General features: G+C 62.3%; 18 protein-coding genes. 15 read left to right on the forward strand and 3 right to left on the reverse strand.

What is annotated here, in order from left to right:
- Positions 1-58: 58 nt before the first annotated feature.
- Entirely contained in the window at positions 59-943 is an 885-nt protein-coding gene (phnD, locus tag ACO06O_RS03570) for a phosphate/phosphite/phosphonate ABC transporter substrate-binding protein (RefSeq protein ID WP_421876339.1), read from the reverse strand.
- A 26-nt stretch (positions 944-969) separates the two neighbouring features.
- A complete protein-coding gene (phnC, locus tag ACO06O_RS03575) occupies positions 970-1,809 on the reverse strand; it encodes a phosphonate ABC transporter ATP-binding protein (RefSeq protein WP_421876341.1) in 840 nt (279 codons plus the stop codon).
- A 195-nt stretch (positions 1,810-2,004) separates the two neighbouring features.
- Between phnC and ACO06O_RS03580 the strand changes: the two genes are divergently transcribed.
- Together ACO06O_RS03580 and ACO06O_RS03585 are read left to right on the forward strand one after the other, a co-directional pair.
- Positions 2,005-3,045: a phosphonate dehydrogenase gene (locus ACO06O_RS03580; RefSeq protein WP_421876343.1), complete on the forward strand. Its 1,041-nt coding sequence runs from the start codon at positions 2,005-2,007 to the stop codon at positions 3,043-3,045.
- A complete protein-coding gene (locus ACO06O_RS03585; RefSeq protein WP_421876345.1) occupies positions 3,039-3,938 on the forward strand; it encodes a LysR substrate-binding domain-containing protein in 900 nt (299 codons plus the stop codon). The genes ACO06O_RS03580 and ACO06O_RS03585 overlap by 7 nt, the downstream gene beginning before the upstream one ends.
- Before the next feature lie 5 nt (positions 3,939-3,943).
- Here the strand turns inward: ACO06O_RS03585 and ACO06O_RS03590 are convergent, their stop codons facing one another.
- Entirely contained in the window at positions 3,944-4,543 is a 600-nt protein-coding gene (locus ACO06O_RS03590; protein ID WP_421876347.1) for a TetR/AcrR family transcriptional regulator, read from the reverse strand.
- A gap of 277 nt (positions 4,544-4,820) precedes the next feature.
- On the opposite strand from ACO06O_RS03590, the gene ACO06O_RS03595 reads away from it, so the two are divergent.
- From ACO06O_RS03595 to ACO06O_RS03655, 13 genes are all read left to right on the forward strand, one after another.
- Entirely contained in the window at positions 4,821-6,839 is a 2,019-nt protein-coding gene (locus tag ACO06O_RS03595) for an AMP-binding protein (RefSeq protein WP_421876350.1), read from the forward strand.
- A 67-nt stretch (positions 6,840-6,906) separates the two neighbouring features.
- Positions 6,907-7,746: an ABC transporter ATP-binding protein gene (locus tag ACO06O_RS03600; RefSeq protein ID WP_420418230.1), complete on the forward strand. Its 840-nt coding sequence runs from the start codon at positions 6,907-6,909 to the stop codon at positions 7,744-7,746.
- A gap of 13 nt (positions 7,747-7,759) precedes the next feature.
- Complete coding sequence (locus ACO06O_RS03605) at positions 7,760-8,725, forward strand: branched-chain amino acid ABC transporter permease (protein WP_420418231.1); 966 nt, start codon at positions 7,760-7,762, stop codon at positions 8,723-8,725.
- 14 nt (positions 8,726-8,739) lie between these two features.
- Entirely contained in the window at positions 8,740-9,819 is a 1,080-nt protein-coding gene (locus tag ACO06O_RS03610) for a branched-chain amino acid ABC transporter permease (RefSeq protein WP_420418232.1), read from the forward strand.
- 129 nt (positions 9,820-9,948) lie between these two features.
- Positions 9,949-11,271, forward strand: a complete 1,323-nt coding sequence (locus tag ACO06O_RS03615) for an ABC transporter substrate-binding protein (protein WP_421876352.1) — start codon at positions 9,949-9,951, stop codon at positions 11,269-11,271.
- 54 nt (positions 11,272-11,325) lie between these two features.
- On the forward strand, positions 11,326-12,165 hold the full coding sequence (locus ACO06O_RS03620; RefSeq protein WP_421876354.1) for an ABC transporter ATP-binding protein: 840 nt from the start codon (positions 11,326-11,328) through the stop codon (positions 12,163-12,165).
- A 7-nt stretch (positions 12,166-12,172) separates the two neighbouring features.
- Positions 12,173-13,417, forward strand: a complete 1,245-nt coding sequence (locus ACO06O_RS03625) for a phenylacetate--CoA ligase family protein (protein WP_421876356.1) — start codon at positions 12,173-12,175, stop codon at positions 13,415-13,417.
- A 45-nt stretch (positions 13,418-13,462) separates the two neighbouring features.
- The gene (locus ACO06O_RS03630) at positions 13,463-14,098 is read left to right on the forward strand and encodes a LysE family translocator (protein WP_421876358.1); all 636 of its coding nucleotides are present in this window, start codon (positions 13,463-13,465) and stop codon (positions 14,096-14,098) included.
- Positions 14,099-14,395: 297 nt separating this feature from the next.
- Positions 14,396-15,370 (forward strand): GlxA family transcriptional regulator, encoded by a 975-nt coding sequence (locus ACO06O_RS03635; RefSeq protein ID WP_421876360.1) that lies wholly within the window; start codon positions 14,396-14,398, stop codon positions 15,368-15,370.
- Between the two features lie 14 nt (positions 15,371-15,384).
- A complete protein-coding gene (locus tag ACO06O_RS03640; RefSeq protein WP_421876362.1) occupies positions 15,385-15,699 on the forward strand; it encodes a hypothetical protein in 315 nt (104 codons plus the stop codon).
- Between the two features lie 112 nt (positions 15,700-15,811).
- The gene (locus ACO06O_RS03645; RefSeq protein ID WP_421876364.1) at positions 15,812-16,231 is read left to right on the forward strand and encodes an HPr kinase/phosphorylase; all 420 of its coding nucleotides are present in this window, start codon (positions 15,812-15,814) and stop codon (positions 16,229-16,231) included.
- Positions 16,228-17,151 carry an RNase adapter RapZ gene (gene rapZ, locus ACO06O_RS03650; protein ID WP_421876366.1) on the forward strand — a complete coding sequence of 308 codons (924 nt, stop codon included), beginning with the start codon at positions 16,228-16,230 and terminating at the stop codon, positions 17,149-17,151. The genes ACO06O_RS03645 and rapZ overlap by 4 nt, the downstream gene beginning before the upstream one ends.
- Complete coding sequence (locus ACO06O_RS03655) at positions 17,148-17,543, forward strand: PTS sugar transporter subunit IIA (RefSeq protein ID WP_420418240.1); 396 nt, start codon at positions 17,148-17,150, stop codon at positions 17,541-17,543. The genes rapZ and ACO06O_RS03655 overlap by 4 nt, the downstream gene beginning before the upstream one ends.
- Position 17,544: the final 1 nt, after the last annotated feature.

The following is a 17,544-nucleotide window of genomic DNA, read 5'->3' on the forward strand; positions in this document are numbered from 1 at the left end:
ACATTGAAAATCGACGAGGCACGGCGTCGTCCTTGATCGACGCCGTGCCCCGGTCAGGTCACTCGCCCTGCACGTTCTGGCGGATCGCCCGAATGATGTCGTAGTCGCTGTCCCGGATCGCCGCGAAACCGTCCGCCTTAAACGGTTTCAGGACACTGTCGCCGTCCGGCGTGCCCTTCTTCAGGCTCAGGAAGGCGTCGACGATCGCGGTCTTGAGTTCCGGCGCCATGTCCGAACGCATGACCCAGGGATATTGCGGGATCGAGTCCGAGTATCCGAGCACGACAATCTTGTCGCCGTCGATCGTGCCTTTCTGGATAAGGCGCTCGAAGATCGGTCGGCTCAGCCCGCCCACTTCCGCATTGCCCAGTTCGACATTGCGCGCGACGGCGTCATGGGCGCCCGTGAAATTCTCGGAATAGTCCTCGGACGGCATGATGCCGGCCTTCATCAACGTGTACTTCGGAGCGAAGTGACTGGAGGTCGACGCCTGATCGCCGAACGCGACATTGATGCCGCTGCCCTTGATCTGGTCCAGAGCCGTAAGGCCGGTATCCTTGCCGGCGATCAGAACCGATTGATAGGTCGTCGATCCGTCCTTGAGGCGCGCCGCGAAGGGCTCGATATCCAAATCGCCGCCCGCCATTCGGTCTTTGGCAATCGTGTAGGATGCCGGGCCGAAATAGGCGATGTCGATCCGGCCGAACCGCGTCGCCTCGATCATCGACGAATAGTCGGTCGTCACGACCAATTCGATTTCCTTGCCCAGAGCGGTCGCGAGATAGTCCTGCAAGGGCTTGTTGTCCTGAATGACCGTGGCCGCGTTTTCGTCAGGCAGGAGGGCGATCCGGAGCGTGTCCGGGTTGTAGTCCTGCGCCATGGCGGAAGTCGATACGAGGCCGGCCGTCAGAGCAGCGGCCACAGAAGTTAGAAAGCGTTTCATGCGTCATCTCCATTGTCGGATTGGAACTAGTCGGCAATTTCCGAAACCGGTCCGTAAATTCGGTCCAGAACGCCCTTGGTCAGGGCCGCGGGCGGCCCGTCGAACACCACCCGTCCTTCCGCCAGACCGATAATGCGGTCCGCGAATGTGCGGGCGTATTCAAGCTGATGCAGGCTGATGACGGCGGGAATCCGGTCCTGGCGGCAGATATCGCGCAGCAACCCAAGGACCCGGCGTGATGCCGCCGGATCCAGCGACGCAACCGGCTCGTCGGCCAGGACGATCCGCGGTCGCTGCGCGATGGCCCGCGCGATCCCGACGCGTTGCTGCTGCCCGCCCGAGAGGGCGTCACACCGGGTCAGCGCCTTTTCGAGCAAACCGACCCGATCCAGGCATTCCAGCGCCCAGCGCTTTTCGCCTTCGGGCATCGGCAGCATGGTGCGCCATGTCCCGTAATGACCCAACCGTCCGATCAGAATGTTCTGCAATGCCGTCAGCCGGCCGATCAATTGATGCTGTTGAAAGATCATCCCGGTTCCGCGGCGATGCGCGCGCAGGGTTTGGGCATTGCCCAACGTGCCTAGCCCCCGAACCGACACGGTGCCCCGGCTCGGAACGACCAGATGGTTCAGCGACCGCAGCAGCGTCGATTTCCCGGCCCCGGACGGACCCAGCAGAACGGTTACGGCGTCGTCGAATAGATCGAGGGACAGCGGCTTCAACGCCACTGTTCCGTTGCCGTAAACGACTTCGATCTCGGAAACGGAGATAAAGGGCTTCTGTGCCGCGTTCGACGGCACCGCCTCTCCGGATGCCGGCTCACCGGTGCCCTGCAAATCGGACAATTCCCTTTCGACAACAGACACGGTTCCCCCTTTCCGAGACCAATCGCGATCGCCGCGGCCAGCGGACGGTGGACCGCCGCAACCAGCTTGATTTCAAACAGGCTTACCAAACATTGTCTTTTGTAATGTTTGTGCCATTTAATTCGTGATAAACAATAATTAGAACCTTTGTCAGTTTTGTGACTCTTTGCGCAAACAAATCTAACGGATTGGAAAATGCCCATGCTTCGGCCCGCCTCAACGCCGCGCATCGTCTTGGCCCACAAAGTCCATTCGAGCGTCCGTGAGAAACTCTCCCGTGCCGGTGAAATCGTCGAAAACGTCGGTTCGGATCCCTGGTCCCGCGATGAATTGGCGGCACGATGCCGCGATGCGGATGCCCTGATGGCGTTCATGACGGAATGGATCGACGATGCCTTCCTGGCCGACTGTCCGAGGTTGCGCCTGATCGCCGGTGCCTTGAAGGGCTACAACAATTTCGACATGGACGCGTGCACCCGGCGTGGCGTCGCGGTCACCAACGTGCCGGATTTGCTGACCGCGCCGACCGCGGAATTGACGATCGGCCTGATGATCTCCGTCGCCCGACATATGCGTCCGGCGGAAGTCTATGTCCGGCAGGGGGGATTCAAAGGATGGCGCCCACTGTTTTATGGTGGCTCCATAAACGGATCGACCGTGGCGATCCTTGGTGCCGGTGCCGTCGGCCAGTCGGTCTTGAAGATGTTGAACGGCTTCGACTGCGAGCGCCTCTATGTCGACAAGAGGCCGCTATCGGCGGACATCGAAAGACAAGTGCAGGCGACCCGGACGGACATGGCGGAGGCGCTGCGGCGAGCGGATTTCGTTGTTCTCGGCCTGCATTTGACGCCGGCGACATTGCGGCTGGTCGACGATACCTTCCTGTCCGGAATGAAACGTGGCGCCTACCTGATCAATCCCGCGCGCGGATCGCTTGTGGACGAAGCCGCCGTCGCCAGAGCCCTGACCGGCGGGCAATTGGGCGGTTATGCGGCGGACACTTTCGAGATGGAAGATTGGACCCGTCCCGACCGACCGCGCCACATTCACCCTGACCTGCTGAACAGCGACAGAACCGTCCTGACACCGCATATCGGCTCCGCCGTCTCGCAAGTGCGCGAACAGATCGAAATGTCGGCGGCGGACAGTATTCTGTCGATGCTTGCGGGTGCCCCTCCGGAAACATTGGTGAACCCCGCTTCCCTCCGTCACCGTGCCGAGGCGGTCGGATGCTGAACCTGTCGCAAGTCGAAGCCTTCGTCGCAGTTGCCGAAGCCGGTGCGTTCGGCGCCGCGGCGTCCCGCCTGGGCCTGGCCCAACCGACCGTGTCCCAGCAGATCGGAAAGCTGGAGGAGACGCTCGGAGTGACGCTGTTCAAACGCGGCCGCAACAATTCGCCGCTGACACAGCACGGGTTTCGGCTTCTGCCGCATGCCCGTGCATTGCTCGATTCGGCAAAGGCATTCTCAAAAGCCGCGCGGGAAAACTGCTTGCGCATCGGCTGCAGCGGAAACGTCGCGTCCTACATCATCGCCGAGGACCTCAAACGCTTTCTGGATACCGAGGAGCCGCCGGCCGCCTGGACCATCGAAGCGGGCCAGAACCCCGAGCTCGGCCCAAAGGTTGCCAGAGGAATCCTCGATATCGCCGTGATGGAATGGGCGCCCGCCGATCCGGGATTGCAGGTCCGACCCTGGCGGACGGAAGCACTGACCCTCATCGCGGCGGGTGGTTCCTCGCTTGCCAAGGCAGGCCGGATCCCTCCCGAAGAACTGGGTACCCTGGATCTGATCGGCGGCGAGGCGCATAGCGGTACCGGCACCGCCCTTCGCCAGGCATTGGGGCGCCACGCGGACAATTTGCGCGTGACCTGCAATCTGGGCAGCACCGAGGCGGTTAAGGATGCCGTCGCCGCCGGTCTCGGCGCCTCGATCGTCATGGAAAGGGCCGTTCGAAGCGACCTCAATTCCGGGCGACTGGCCGCGATTCAGATCGATGGTATCCGGATCGAGAAACCGCTGTATCTGGCGATCCCGGAGGAGGCGACGTCCAGCACCGCGGCCCGATTTGCCGATTACCTTATGGCGACGACCGTGCCGGCCGATACCGGGACATCGACACCGATATAGGAAACTCACTCCGCCGCGGCAGCGACGATCTCGCCCTCGATCAGGGTCCGGCACAAGCCATGCAACCGCTGCTTCAGGACATGATCGTTGGTGAAACTCAGGATCCCCTGCGAGAAGATATAGGAGAACAGAAGCATCGCGCGGGCCTCGGCCTCCTCATCGCTATAGCCGCATTCCCGAAACAGGCCGGCGGTATAGTCGAGACGCCGCTGATCGACGGATTCGACGACCTCCGCGACGCGCGGATCCCGCCGGGCCCAACTGCGCATCGCCAGTTCCAGCGCCCCGCCCCGCCCAGGCCGGCGCGAATTCACGACGATGTCCAGCATATAGCGGATGCGATCCGCGGCGCTGCCGCCCGATGCCTCGGCGCGGGAGATGACCAATTGGACATGCCACCGGTCCAGCACCGCGCCCAGCAACTCGGCCCGGTCTTTGAAATGCCAATAGAAGCTGCCCTTCGTGACGCCCAGATGTTTGGCCAGGGCTTCGACATTCAGGGACCGAGACCCGCTGTCCGACAGGGTACGATATGCGGCCTGAACCCAATCCTCCCGGGTCAGCCGCGCGCTGGTCGCACCATCCCCTTGTGACTTACGTCCCACGACCCCTCCTCCCACTTTTCGTATTTTTATTGCGCCGCAGCATGGATCAGGATCATTTTTTTCCATACGCAGGCGTATTGACGACGCATTCTGCCTTCGGTACAAACCATACGCAAGCGTATGGAACTGGTTGGTCGATACGGAAATCTATTCCTTGTCGGTTTCGATACAGCGCCATTAGGATAACGCCAACGATAAGAATTGGCAGCCGGGTCGACCTCGAAAACGGGGCGGCAAGTAAAGCGGCGCCAGGGCAAGAGGGAGGTACCGACTGGTCATGACCGGTTCGCAAACCTATTCGGCTGCGGCGATGCCGCCGTCAGCCGATCTGCCGAATCTCGACATCTACGACACGTTCCCGAAACTGTTGCGGTATAACGCGCAGCGGCACGGAACGCGGCCGAGCATGCGCGAAAAGAACTACGGCATCTGGCAGTCCTATACCTGGGCTGACGTGAAGGACGAGGTGTTCCGCTTCGCCGCCGGCATGAAGGAATTGGGCGTCGAGCGCGGCGACAAGATCGCGATCATCGGCGACAATAGGCCGCGGATGTACTGGACCATTTGCGTCGCGCAATGCCTGGGCGCGGTCCCTGTGCCCGTCTATCAGGATTCCGTCGCGGCGGAGATCCACTATCCGCTGGAACATGCCGAAGTCCGCTTCGCCGTGGTCGAGGACCAGGAACAGGTCGACAAGCTGCTGTCGATCAAGGACCGCCTGCCGAAGCTGGAAACCATCATCTATGACGAGCCGCGCGGCGTGCGCGACTATCCGCAGGCCTTCCTGCATCATTACGACGTGGTGGTGGCCCGCGGCGCGGAATTGCTGGCGCAGAATCCGACCCTGATCGACGACGAGGTCGACAAGGGTCAGCATGACGATATTTCGATCATCCCCTACACCTCGGGCACGACGGGCAATCCGAAGGGTGTCAGCCTGAGCTTCCGCAACGTGATGCGGGCGGCCTATAACGGTGCGATTTTCGAAGGCCTGCGGTCGACGGATGAAAGCCTGGCCTATCTGCCGATCGCCTGGATCGGGGATCACATCTTCTCCTACGGGCAGGCCTTCATCTGCGGGTTCTGCGTCGCCTGTCCGGAGAATTCCGAAACGGTCCTCACCGACCTGCGGGAATTGGGTCCGACCTATTTCTTCGCGCCGCCGCGTATCTTCGAGAACATCCTGACCACGGTGATGATCCGGATGGAAGATGCCGGGACGTTGAAGCGCAAAATGTTCCATTTCTTCATGGATCATGCCCGCAAGGTCGGGGTCAAAATCCTGGACGGCAAATCCGTCGGCCTGGTCGACCGCCTGACCTATGGGTTGGGCGAATTGCTGGTCTACGGACCGCTGAAGAACGTCCTGGGGCTGACCCGGGTGCGCATCGGCTATACGGCCGGCGAGGCGATCGGGCCGGACATCTTCTCCTTCTACCGCTCGATCGGGGTCAACCTGAAGCAGCTCTACGGGTCGACCGAGGCGGCGGTGTTCATCACCATTCAGCCGAACGGCGAGATCTATGACGACACCGTCGGCACGCCTGCGCCGGAGGTCGAACTGCGGATCGCCGAAAGCGGCGAGGTCATGTTCCGCAGCCCGGGCGTCTTCGTCGAATATTTCAAGAACCCGGAAGCCACGAAATCCGCCAAGACCGAGGATGGCTGGGTCCATACCGGCGACGCGGGCTTCGTCGACGACCGCGGCCACCTGAAGATCATCGACCGGGCCAAGGATGTCGGGAAGCTGAACAACGGCACGCTGTTCGCGCCGAAATACATCGAGAACAAGCTGAAGTTCTTCCCGAATATCAAAGAGGTCGTCGCCTTCGGACATGAGCGGGATTATTGCGCCTGCTTCATCAACATCGACCTGGAAGCCGTCGGAAGCTGGGCGGAGCGGAACAACCTCTCCTATGCCTCCTATCAGGACCTGTCGTCGCGCAAGGAAGTCTACGAGATCGTCAGGGCGCATGTGGAAAAGGTGAACCGCGACCTCAGCCAGGAAGAAATGGTGGCGGGATCGCAGATCAAACGCTTCCTGCTGCTGCCCAAAATGCTGGACGCGGATGACGGCGAACTGACCCGGACCAGCAAGGTGCGGCGCGGCTTCATCGCCGAGAAATACCAGCCGCTGATCGATGCGCTGTACGATCCGAACGCCAAGACCGGAACGATCAAGAGCGAGATTACCTTCGAGGACGGACGCAAGGGCATGCTGGACGCTACGGTCGACATCGTCGACGTGGAACAGTTCACGCCGGCCGGCGGGGGATTCAAGGCCGCGGCGGAATAAGACCGCGCGCCGGAAACAATAAAGAAGAAACGGTCGGGCCACACGCCTGGGCGAGGGAGGTTAGGGTTTGAACGATACCGCATCCACAGCGCGGGATTCCGCGTCGACGGATCCCGGCGGCAAGCCGGGCCGGATCGGCGACGTCATCCTGCGGGTCGAAAACATCACCATGCGCTTCGGCGGGGTGAAGGCGATCAGCGACGTGTCCTTCGACATCCGCAAGGGCGAGGTCCGGTCGATCATCGGGCCCAACGGCGCCGGCAAATCGTCGATGCTGAACGTGGTCAACGGCTTCTACCAGCCGCAGGAAGGCTCGATCTGGTACAACGGCAAGACCTACAGCCCGATGCGCCCGCATGACGCGGCATCGAACGGCATTGCCCGCACCTTCCAGAACATCGCGCTGTTCAAGGGCATGACGACCCTGGACAACATCATGACGGGCCGCATCCTGAAACAGAAGGCGTCCCTGCTGGAGCAGGCCTTCTATATCGGCCGCGGCCGGTCGGAAGAACTGGAACACCGCGAATTCGTCGAAGAAGTCATCGACTTCCTGGAAATCCAGGCGATCCGGAAGACGCCGGTCGGCCGCCTGCCCTATGGGCTGCAGAAGCGGGTCGAACTGGGCCGGGCATTGGCCGCGCAGCCGACATTGCTGCTGCTGGACGAACCGATGGCGGGCATGAACCTCGAAGAAAAAGAGGACATGTCGCGCTTCATCATCGACGTGAACGAACATTTCGGAACGACCATCGCCCTGATCGAACACGATATGGGCGTCGTCATGGACCTGTCCGACCGCGTCGTGGTCCTGGATCACGGATCTCTTTTGGCCGATGGAACGCCGGACGAAGTCCGTAAGAACCAGGCTGTTATCGACGCCTATCTTGGCGTGGCGCACGACTGACGGGGATAGACACATGGAAACGTTTGCCAATCTTCTGGGCGTCGACCCCTTCTCCATCTGGTTCTTCTTCGAAGTCCTGATCGGCGGCCTGATGGCCGGGGTGATGTACTCCCTGGTCGCGCTGGGCTTTGTGCTGATCTTCAAGGCGTCGAGCGTGTTCAACTTTGCCCAGGGCGTGATGGTCCTGTTCGCGGCGCTGAATTTCGTCGGATTCCTGGAGGTATTCAGCGATCTGCCTGTCGTCTTGCAGGTCGCCCTCGCCTTCATCGTGACGATGGGCGTCATGATCCTGCTGGCGCTGGTGGTCGAGCGTGTCGTGCTGCGGCCGCTGGTGAACCAGGCGCATATCTCCCTGTTCATGGCCACGATCGGGATCGCCATTTTCCTGGAAGGCTTCGGGGAATTGATCTGGGGCTCCAACATCAAGCCGCTGGACATCGGCATTCCCGATGACGTGACCTTCGTCGGCGACGCGATGATCCAGGACTCCGACCTGTTCGCCGCAATCGTCGCCAGCATCCTTGTCGTGACGCTGGCGCTGTTCTTTCACTACACCCGGATCGGGCGGGCGTTGCGCGCGGTGGCGGACGACCACCAGGCGGCCCTTTCGATCGGGATTCCGCTGAACCACATCTGGATCATCGTCTGGTCGGTGGCCGGTTTCGTGGCCCTCGTCGCGGGCATCATGTGGGGGTCGAAACTCGGCGTTCAGTTCTCCTTGTCGATCCTGGCACTGAAAGCATTGCCGGTGCTGATCCTGGGCGGGTTCACGTCCATTCCCGGCGCCATTGTCGGTGGGCTGATCATCGGCGCCGGCGAGAAGCTGGCCGAGATCTTCCTGGTCGATGCCATTCAGACCTATATCTACAGCGGCTTCCCCGCCGCGATCGAAGAATGGTTCGCCTACATTCTCGCGCTCGGTTTCCTGGTGTTCCGACCCCAGGGACTGTTTGGCGAAAAGATCATCGAGCGCGTGTGAGGAGCCTTTAAGCCATGTTCTACCGCGAAGCAGGCCAATTCAAAACGAGCTACGCCGCCGATCAGCAGATGCTGCCGATCCCGATGGACCGGTACTTTGTCATCGGTGTCGTCCTGGTCGCCGCAATCCTGATACCGGCCTTCGGATCCCAGTACTGGATCGAATCGATCATGGTGCCAGTGCTGATCCTGTCGATCGCCGCGATGGGGCTGAACATCTTGACCGGTTATGCAGGGCAGCTGTCGCTCGGTACCGGCGGGTTCATGGCGGCCGGTGCCTATATGTCGTACAAGGTCGCGACGAACATGCCGGACTTCCTGCCGGTCTGGATTCCGGTCCTCGTCGGCGGCCTGTTCGCCGCCGCCGTCGGCATCGCGTTCGGATTGCCCAGCCTGCGGATCAAGGGCTTCTATCTGGCGGTGGCGACCCTGGCCGCGCAGTTCTTCCTGCTCTGGCTGTTCCAGTCGATCCCGTGGTTCGTGAACAATTCCGTCTCCGGCGTGCCCTCCGCACCGCCGACAACGATCCTCGGCTATCACGTCACCGGCGCACAGGCGATCCCGGAGGCGAAGTATCTCTTCGTCCTGACCTTCGTGGTAATCCTGGCGATCATTGCGCGCAACATGGCGCGCAGCCGTGTCGGACGCAGCTGGATGGCGATCCGCGACATGGACATCGCGGCGGAGCTGATCGGCATCCGGCCGCTGCAGACCAAGCTCAGCGCCTTCGCCATCAGCTCCTTCTACTGCGGCGTTGCCGGTGCGCTCTGGTCCTTCTGCTACATCAATACGGTGGAGCCGACGGCCTTCGACATCGGCCGGTCCTTCGACGTCCTGTTCATGGTCATCATCGGCGGGCTCGGCTCTGTTCTGGGCGCCTTTCTCGGTGCGGCCTTCATCTTCCTGCTGCCGATCTTCCTGAACAACGTGCCCGGCTGGTTCGGTCTGGAAATCGCGACCGACATCGTCGCGCATCTGGAGTTCATGATCTTCGGCGCGGCGATCATCTTTTTCCTGATCGTCGAACCGCACGGATTGGCGCGTCTGTGGCAGATCGCGAAGGAGAAATTGAGATTGTGGCCGTTCCCGCACTAAGCTTTCGGGAGCGAACAAGTGCCGTCGAGAGAGAACGGCGCCGCCGCTAAGACCCAAACCCTCGGGGATAAGAGGGCGGTAAAACGACCTATAACAAGGAGGAAATGTACCATGTTGGTGAGACGTTTGATGACAAAGCCCAAGGCCCTGATGGGTCTGGCGCTGGGCGCAGCGGTCGGTGTCAGCGCCTTTGCGGCCGGCACCGCCTCGGCCCAGGAACAGGTTATTCCGTCGACGGTCTACCGGACCGGTCCGTACGCGCCGGGTGGCGTGTCGCTGGCCGACGGTTACGCCGACTATTTCACGCTGATCAACGAACGCGACGGCGGCGTCAACGGCGTCAAATTCAAGGTTGTCGAGTGCGAAACCGGTTACAACACCGACCGCGGCGTCGAGTGCTATGACCGTACGAAGAACGAAGGCGGCGGTGCGACCGTCTACAGCCCGTGGTCGACCGGCATCACCTATGCCCTGATCGAAAAAGCCACCCAGGACAAAATTCCGATCCTGTCCATGGGCTATGGCCGGACCTCGGCGGCGGCGGGCCAGTACTTCCCGTACGTCTTCAACTTCCCGTCAACCTACTGGAACCAGGCCACGGCCATCGTCCAGTATATCGCGAACCAGGAAGGCGGCCTCGACGCGCTGCGGGGTAAGAACTTCGCCTATATCTATCTGGACCACCCCTATGGGAAGGAGCCGCTGCCGACGCTGGACGTTCTGGCTGCGAAGTTCGGTTTCTCCTATGACCGCTACCCGGTGCCGCCGGCGTCGATGACGGAACAGAAGTCGATCTGGCTGAAAATCCGCCGTCAGCGTCCGGACTACGCCATCATGTGGGGCTGGGGCGCGATGAACGGCACGGCCGTCAACGAAGCCGCGGCGATCAAGTTCCCGATGGACAAGTTCATCGGCAACTGGTGGGCCGCGGGCGAAGACGCCGTCGAAGCCGCAGGCGACGGCGGTGTCGGCTACAAGGCTGCGACCTTCCATGGTGCGGGCGACGACTATCCGGTCTATGCCGACCTGAAGAAGCACGTCTATGACGCCGGCAAGGCCGCCGGTAAGGGCGATCAGTGGGGCCGTGTGCTCTACAACCGCGGCGTTGCCAACGCGATCTATGTCGTTGAGGCGGTCAAGCTGGCCCAAAGCAAATACGGCAACCGCGTCATCACCGGCGAGGAAATGCAGTGGGCTCTGGAGAACCTCGATCTGTCGGAAGACGACATCGCGGCGATCGGCGCCAAGGGCCTGGTCCCGCCGGTTACGGTCACCTGCGAAAACCACGAAGGTCAGAACCCGGCGGTCCTGATCCAGCAGTGGAACGGCAAAGAGTATGAGATCGTTTCGGATTGGATCCCGGCCATGGCCGATCTGACCCGTCCGATCCTGGAAGAAGAAGCCGCGAACTACGCCAAAGAGCAGGGCCTGGAAGCCCGCAGCTGCTCGTAAGGCGCGGATAAAGCGGAACTAGCGTAAGCGTTAAGCCGAATAGGGAGACACCGAATGAGCGTCCAAGCAACCGATCTGGCAGGTCAGGCCGCCGTAACGGAACCGCTGCTGCAGATCAACAACGTGGAAGTGATCTACGACCACGTGATCCTGGTGCTCAAAGGTGTCTCCCTGTCGGTCCCCGAGGGCGGGATCGTCGCCCTGCTGGGCGCCAACGGCGCGGGCAAAAGCACGACACTGAAATCGATATCCAACCTGTTGCGCGCCGAACGCGGCGAAGTAACCAAAGGGACGATCGAACTGGCGGGGGAGAAGGTTCAGCACCTGACCGCCAACGACCTGGTCAAGCGCGGCTGCGTTCAGGTGATGGAAGGCCGTCATTGCTTCGAGCATCTGACGGTGGAAGAAAATCTGATGACCGGGGCCTACACGCGCGGTAACAGCAGCGAAGTCAAAGCGGACCTGGAACTGGTCTATGAATATTTCCCGCGCCTGAAGGAACGGCGCAAAAGTCAGGCCGGATACACCTCCGGCGGCGAGCAACAGATGTGCGCGATCGGCCGCGCCCTGATGGCCCGCCCCAAGCTGATCCTGTTGGACGAACCGTCCATGGGTCTGGCGCCGCAGCTCGTGGAGCAGATTTTCGAGATCGTGAAACGCCTGAACGAGGATGAAGGCGTCACCTTCCTGCTGGCAGAGCAGAACACCAACGTCGCCCTGCGCTATGCCGATTACGGCTATATCCTGGAGAACGGCCGCGTGGTGATGGACGGCGCGGCGGATGCCCTGCTGTCGAACGAGGACGTGAAGGAATTCTATCTCGGCCTGTCCACGGAAGGCCGCAAGAACTTCCGCGAAGTGAAACACTACAAGCGCCGCAAACGCTGGCTGTAAGGATGTTATGACCGACTTTTTCGACGCCTTTGAGACCGAAAGCGCCGATGCGCGGGCGGACCGTCAATTCGGCCAGTTGAAGGCGCAGGTCGCTTTCGCCAAGGCAAAAGCCCCTTACTTCCAGAACAGCCTGGCCGATGTCGATCCGGACGGTCTGAAAGACGCCTCGGCACTGGCGGCCCTGCCGCTGGTTCGCAAGTCGGATCTGCTGGAGAAACAGAAGGCCACGCCGCCCTTCGCGGGCATGACGTCGACACCGGTTTCCGGCCTGGCGCGGCTCTATATGTCGCCCGGTCCGATCCTGGACCCGGACGGCCATTCCCCGAAGAACGATTGGTGGCGCTTCGGACGTGCCGTCTGGGCCGCCGGTTTCCGGCCCGGCGATATTGTCGCCAATTGCTTCTCATATCACCTGACGCCGGCCGGCCGCATGTTTGAAGAAGCCGCCCATGCCTGCGGTGCGGTGGTCCTGCCGGCAGGGATCGGCAATACGGAAGCCGTCGTCCATGCGATGAGCCTGTTCGGCGCGACCGGATATGCGGGAACGCCGGATTATCCAAAGGCGCTGTTGGACAAGGCGGACGAGTTGGGCGTCGATCTGTCATCCCTGAAGAAACTGTCGGTAGGGGCCGGACCGCTTTTCCCCTCCATGCGCCAGGATTATCACGACCGGGGACTAACCTGCCTGCAGAACTACGGCACGGCCGATCTGGGCTGCGTCGCCTATGAAAGCGACGCCATGGAAGGACTAATCACCGAGGAAGGCGTGATCGTCGAAATCGTCCGCCCCGGCACCGGAACGCCCGTGCCCGAAGGCGAGGTCGGGGAGGTCGTGGTGACCCTGCTGACCAATCCGGACTATCCGCTGATCCGTTTTGCGACGGGCGATCTGTCGGCGATCCTGCCCGGAATAAGCCCCTGCGGACGCACGGCGCCGCGCATCAAGGGTTGGATGGGCCGCGCCGATCAGACCGCCAAGATCCGCGGCATGTTCGTGCGGCCCTCCCAGGTCGCGGAGATCGTCGCCCGTCATGCGGAAATCGCCAAGGCCCGGGTCGTCATCGCCTCCGACGAGGCCAAAAAGGACGTCATGACCGTCCAATGCGAATGCACCGGCGACATCGACGCCGCCCGCATCGCCGAGACCGTTCAGAGCGTCACCAAGCTGAACGCCAAAGTGGCCCTTGTGGAGCCCGGCACTCTGCCCAACGATGGCAAGGTCATCGACGACACGCGCGATTTTACGTCCTGACGCCTTCGCGGCGGGCAGGACCCGTTTCGAAGGAGATTACCGATCATGCCCGCATGGGACCTGCTGTTGCCCTTCATGGCAGCCACCATCGTTTTCGCCATCATGCCCGGTCCTGCGCTGCTTTATACCGCGGCACAGACCTTGGCTCATGGCCGTCAGGGCGGCTTCATGGCGGCGTTGGGCATTCACATGGGCGGATTCGCCCATGTCGCCGGGGCGGCACTGGGTCTGTCGGCCCTGTTCGCGCTGGTTCCGACGCTCTATGCGGGACTGAAAATCGCCGGTGCGGTCTATCTGATCTATATCGGCTATCGCATCATCCGCAGCCGCTTCGACCCGAATGCGGACATTCCCGACGGGAAGCCGGCGCGGAACGGTAAACGTGCCTTCCTGCAAAGCGTTACGGTTGAGGTTCTGAATCCGAAGACGGCGCTGTTCTACATCGCCTTCCTGCCGCAATTCGTCGACCCGTCCGCGATCCTGCCGATCTGGGCGCAGATGCTGATTCTGGGAACGGTCGTGAACATTGCCTTCTCCCTCGCCGATGTCGTGGCGGTTCTGCTGACATCGGCCGTCATGACGGGGCTGAAACGCGGCGAAAAGGCCATCCGGATCGCGCGTTGGGCCGGCGGATCCATCCTGATCGGGCTGGGCGTCCATCTCGCCGTATCCGAACGATGACGGTAATCGGGTACCTGCCCCGAAATTGCCTTATTTTCACCTCTTAAAACGCCGCTCGAAATTCCAATATCTAAGGCGCTGAGACCTCCCCTCTCACCGGGGCGCCCCCCCAATGGCCCCGGAGCGACTTCCAGGAACGAAGTCGTTGCAACCGCGATAGGCGGCCGCCGGTATCCCCCCCACCGGCGGCCGCCACCCTTTTTAGCCCCCCTTTGGCGCGAATTGATGGATCTATGACCTATGCGCCAGCCCGACCGGCTGGCAAAGTGTCCGGCACGATCAACAAACGGTGTCCCGATGACCGACCGTGAAATCGCCCTGATCCTTTGGCCCCAATTTCAGATGCTGGACGTGATCGGTCCCCTGGAAGCGTTCACCATGGCCAACCGCTTCGCCGGGCCGCATTACCGGACCGTCCTGTTATCCGCCCGCGGCACGGAGGCGGTCAGCAGCAGCGGCTACAGCCTGGGACCGGCCCAGCATCTGTATGATTGCGACCCGAACCGCTTCGACACCGTAATTGTTCCGGGCGGGCTGGGGGTTCATGCGATGCGGGACGACGACGCGCTGATGGACTGGTTGCGTCGCGGCAGCCGCGAGGTCCGACGCCTTTGTTCGGTTTGCAGCGGCGCCTTCCTGCTGGCGGAAGCAGGCTTGTTGTCCGGGCGGCGGGCCGTGACCCATTGGGAATCGGTGCCGCGCCTGACCAGCGAATTTCCGTCCGTTCAGGTGGAACCCGACGCGCTGTACTGTCAGGACGGCAATATCTGGACGGCGGCCGGCGTGACATCCGGTATGGACATGGCGTTGGCGCTGATCGAACAGGATCTCGGTCGGTCGGTCGCGCTGGCGACGGCGCGGGAGTTGGTTCTCTATCTGAAGCGTCCCGGCGGCCAATCGCAATTTTCCTCCGAACTGCTGGCCCAGGAGCGTGGCGGATCGGCCTTCGACACGCTGATGGGTTGGCTGTTCAACCATCTGGACCGGCCGATCGATGTCGAGACGATGGCCGACCGTGCGGCGATGAGCCGCCGCAGCTTTCAGCGCCGTTTCACCGAAACCTTCGGCATGCCGCCCGCCAAATTCGTCGAACGCGCCCGTGTCGACGCCGCCCGGCGCGACCTGGAAGACGGCGCGCGCGGTCTGGAACGGGTCGCAGCGGCGAGAGGCTTCGGCGACGCCGAGCGGATGCGCCGGTCCTTTCAACGCGTGCTGGGCCTGTCACCGGCGGAATACCGCGACCGATTCCGCACCGCCAGCCGAACCGCCTGACCCCGGAGACCGCCATGCGCCATATTCAACCATCCCAGTTCACCGGCGACCGCCCCTGGGCCGCGCTGGACATCGAATGCTTCGACGCCGCGACGGTACGGCTGCATTGGACCGATGAGGCCTATATCTGGCACGTCAATGACGGGCCGGAGGTCTTTGCCCTGCTGACCGGCGCGGTGCGCATGCATATCCGCGATGCAGAAGGTCATGAAGCCCACATCGACATGACGCCCGGCGATATCGTCCATTGCACGGAAGGCGACGAGCACCGTGCGGAACCGCTGGAACCGTCCCGCATTCTGGTCGTCGAAAGGCCCGGCTCCGTCTAAGCCGGTGGGCGGCCCGCACCGTCATCCCGATTGACAGGCAATGCACCGCCCCGCACCCTGCGGCCGTTAGGCAGGTCGACGATGTCGATAGTTGAGGGGCGACAATCAAACAATGCTGACGGTGCACGCCACCACGATCGCCATTGACGGGCGCGGCGTATTGTTGCGCGGCAGACCGGGATCGGGGAAATCCGACCTGGCGCTGCGCTTGATTGAGGACGGCGCCGAGCTTGTCGCCGACGACCAAACCGCCCTGAGCGCCGAGGACGGACAGGTCATCGCGTCCGCCCCGGCCGCCCTGTCCGGCCTGTTGGAAGTGCGCGGCGTCGGCATTGTCACCCTGCCCTACCGCGAATCCGTCGCCTTGTCGCTGCTGGCCGACCTGGACGCGAAACCGGTCCGCCTGCCGGAGGCAACCGACGATACGATCAGCGGCATCCGTCTTCCCCGCGTGGCCGTCGCGCCATTTGAGGCCTCGGCCCCCGCGAAGCTGCGCCTTGCCCTGCGCCAGGGCGTCGGTGTGGTGCCATGACCGGCAATCGCGACACTTTGGACCTGGTTCTGGTCACGGGCATGTCCGGCGCCGGCCGATCGACCGCTCTGGCGGTGCTGGAGGATCTGGGATTCGAAGCAGTGGACAACCTGCCGCTGACCTTCCTGGCCCGGCTGGCGCAATCGATCCGCGAGGACCGGCACGCCGCCCCCATTGCCATCGGGGTCGATATCCGAAGCCGCGATTTCGGTGTCGGCACGCTGCAGGTTGAGATCGACAAGCTGAAGAATGCCGACGGATTGCGGATCACGACCGTCTTCCTGGACTGCGACGATGATGAGTTGCTGCGCCGGTTCACCGAAACCCGGCGGCGTCATCCGCTGGCAGCCGACCGTCCGGTCGCCGACGGAATCCGTCTGGAACGCCGCGCCATTGCGCCTTTGGCCGAGCGGGCGGACATGATGGTCGACACGACGGGTCTGACGGTCTGGGAGTTCAAGCAGCGCATGACCTCGCTGTTCGGCGGCGGAGCCGCGGTCGGCGCGGCGATCACGGTCATGTCCTTTTCCTATCGCCGTGGCGTCCCGCGAGAGGCGGATATGGTGCTGGATGTCCGCTTCCTGAAGAACCCGCATTACGACCCGGCCCTGCGCGATCTGACCGGTCTGGACCCGGCGGTCGGCGAGGCCATCGCCGCCGATCCGGACTGTGCGGGCTTCCTTCAGGACCTGCAGACGCTGCTGGCGCGGGTATTGCCGCGACAGGAGACAGAGGGAAAAAGCTATCTGACCATTGCATTCGGCTGCACGGGCGGCAAACATCGGTCAGTCTATATGGCTGAGAGATTGGCTTTATGGCTGACGGATCAGGGGCGCGCGGCGTATCGTTTCCACCGGGATATGCCGAAGCCGGATGCCGGAAAGGCAAACAGGGACGGTCTGGAGAAGGATAGCGCATGATCGGACTGGTACTGGTGACCCATGGCGGGTTGGCGCGGGAATTCGTCGCGGCAATGGAACATGTGGTCGGCCCGCAGGAAAAGGTGACCGCGATCTGCATCGGTCCCGACGACGATATGGAACGGCGGCGCGTCGACATATTGGAGGCGGTGAAATCCGTGGAGTCGGGCGAAGGCGTGGTGCTGCTGACCGATATGTTCGGCGGGACCCCGTCCAACCTGGCGATTTCGATCATGGACCAAGCCAAGGTTGAAGTGATCGCCGGGCTGAACCTTCCCATGCTGATCAAGCTGGCCAAGGTCCGGTCGGTGGAGCCGCTGGACAAGGCGGTCGCATTGGCGCAGGAAGCGGGCACGAAATACATCAATGTGGCCAGCACTCTGCTGGGATGAT

Source organism: Pacificispira sp. (assembly GCF_965228185.1).
In the GTDB taxonomy this organism is placed as follows: Bacteria; Pseudomonadota; Alphaproteobacteria; order UBA8366; family Aestuariispiraceae; genus Pacificispira.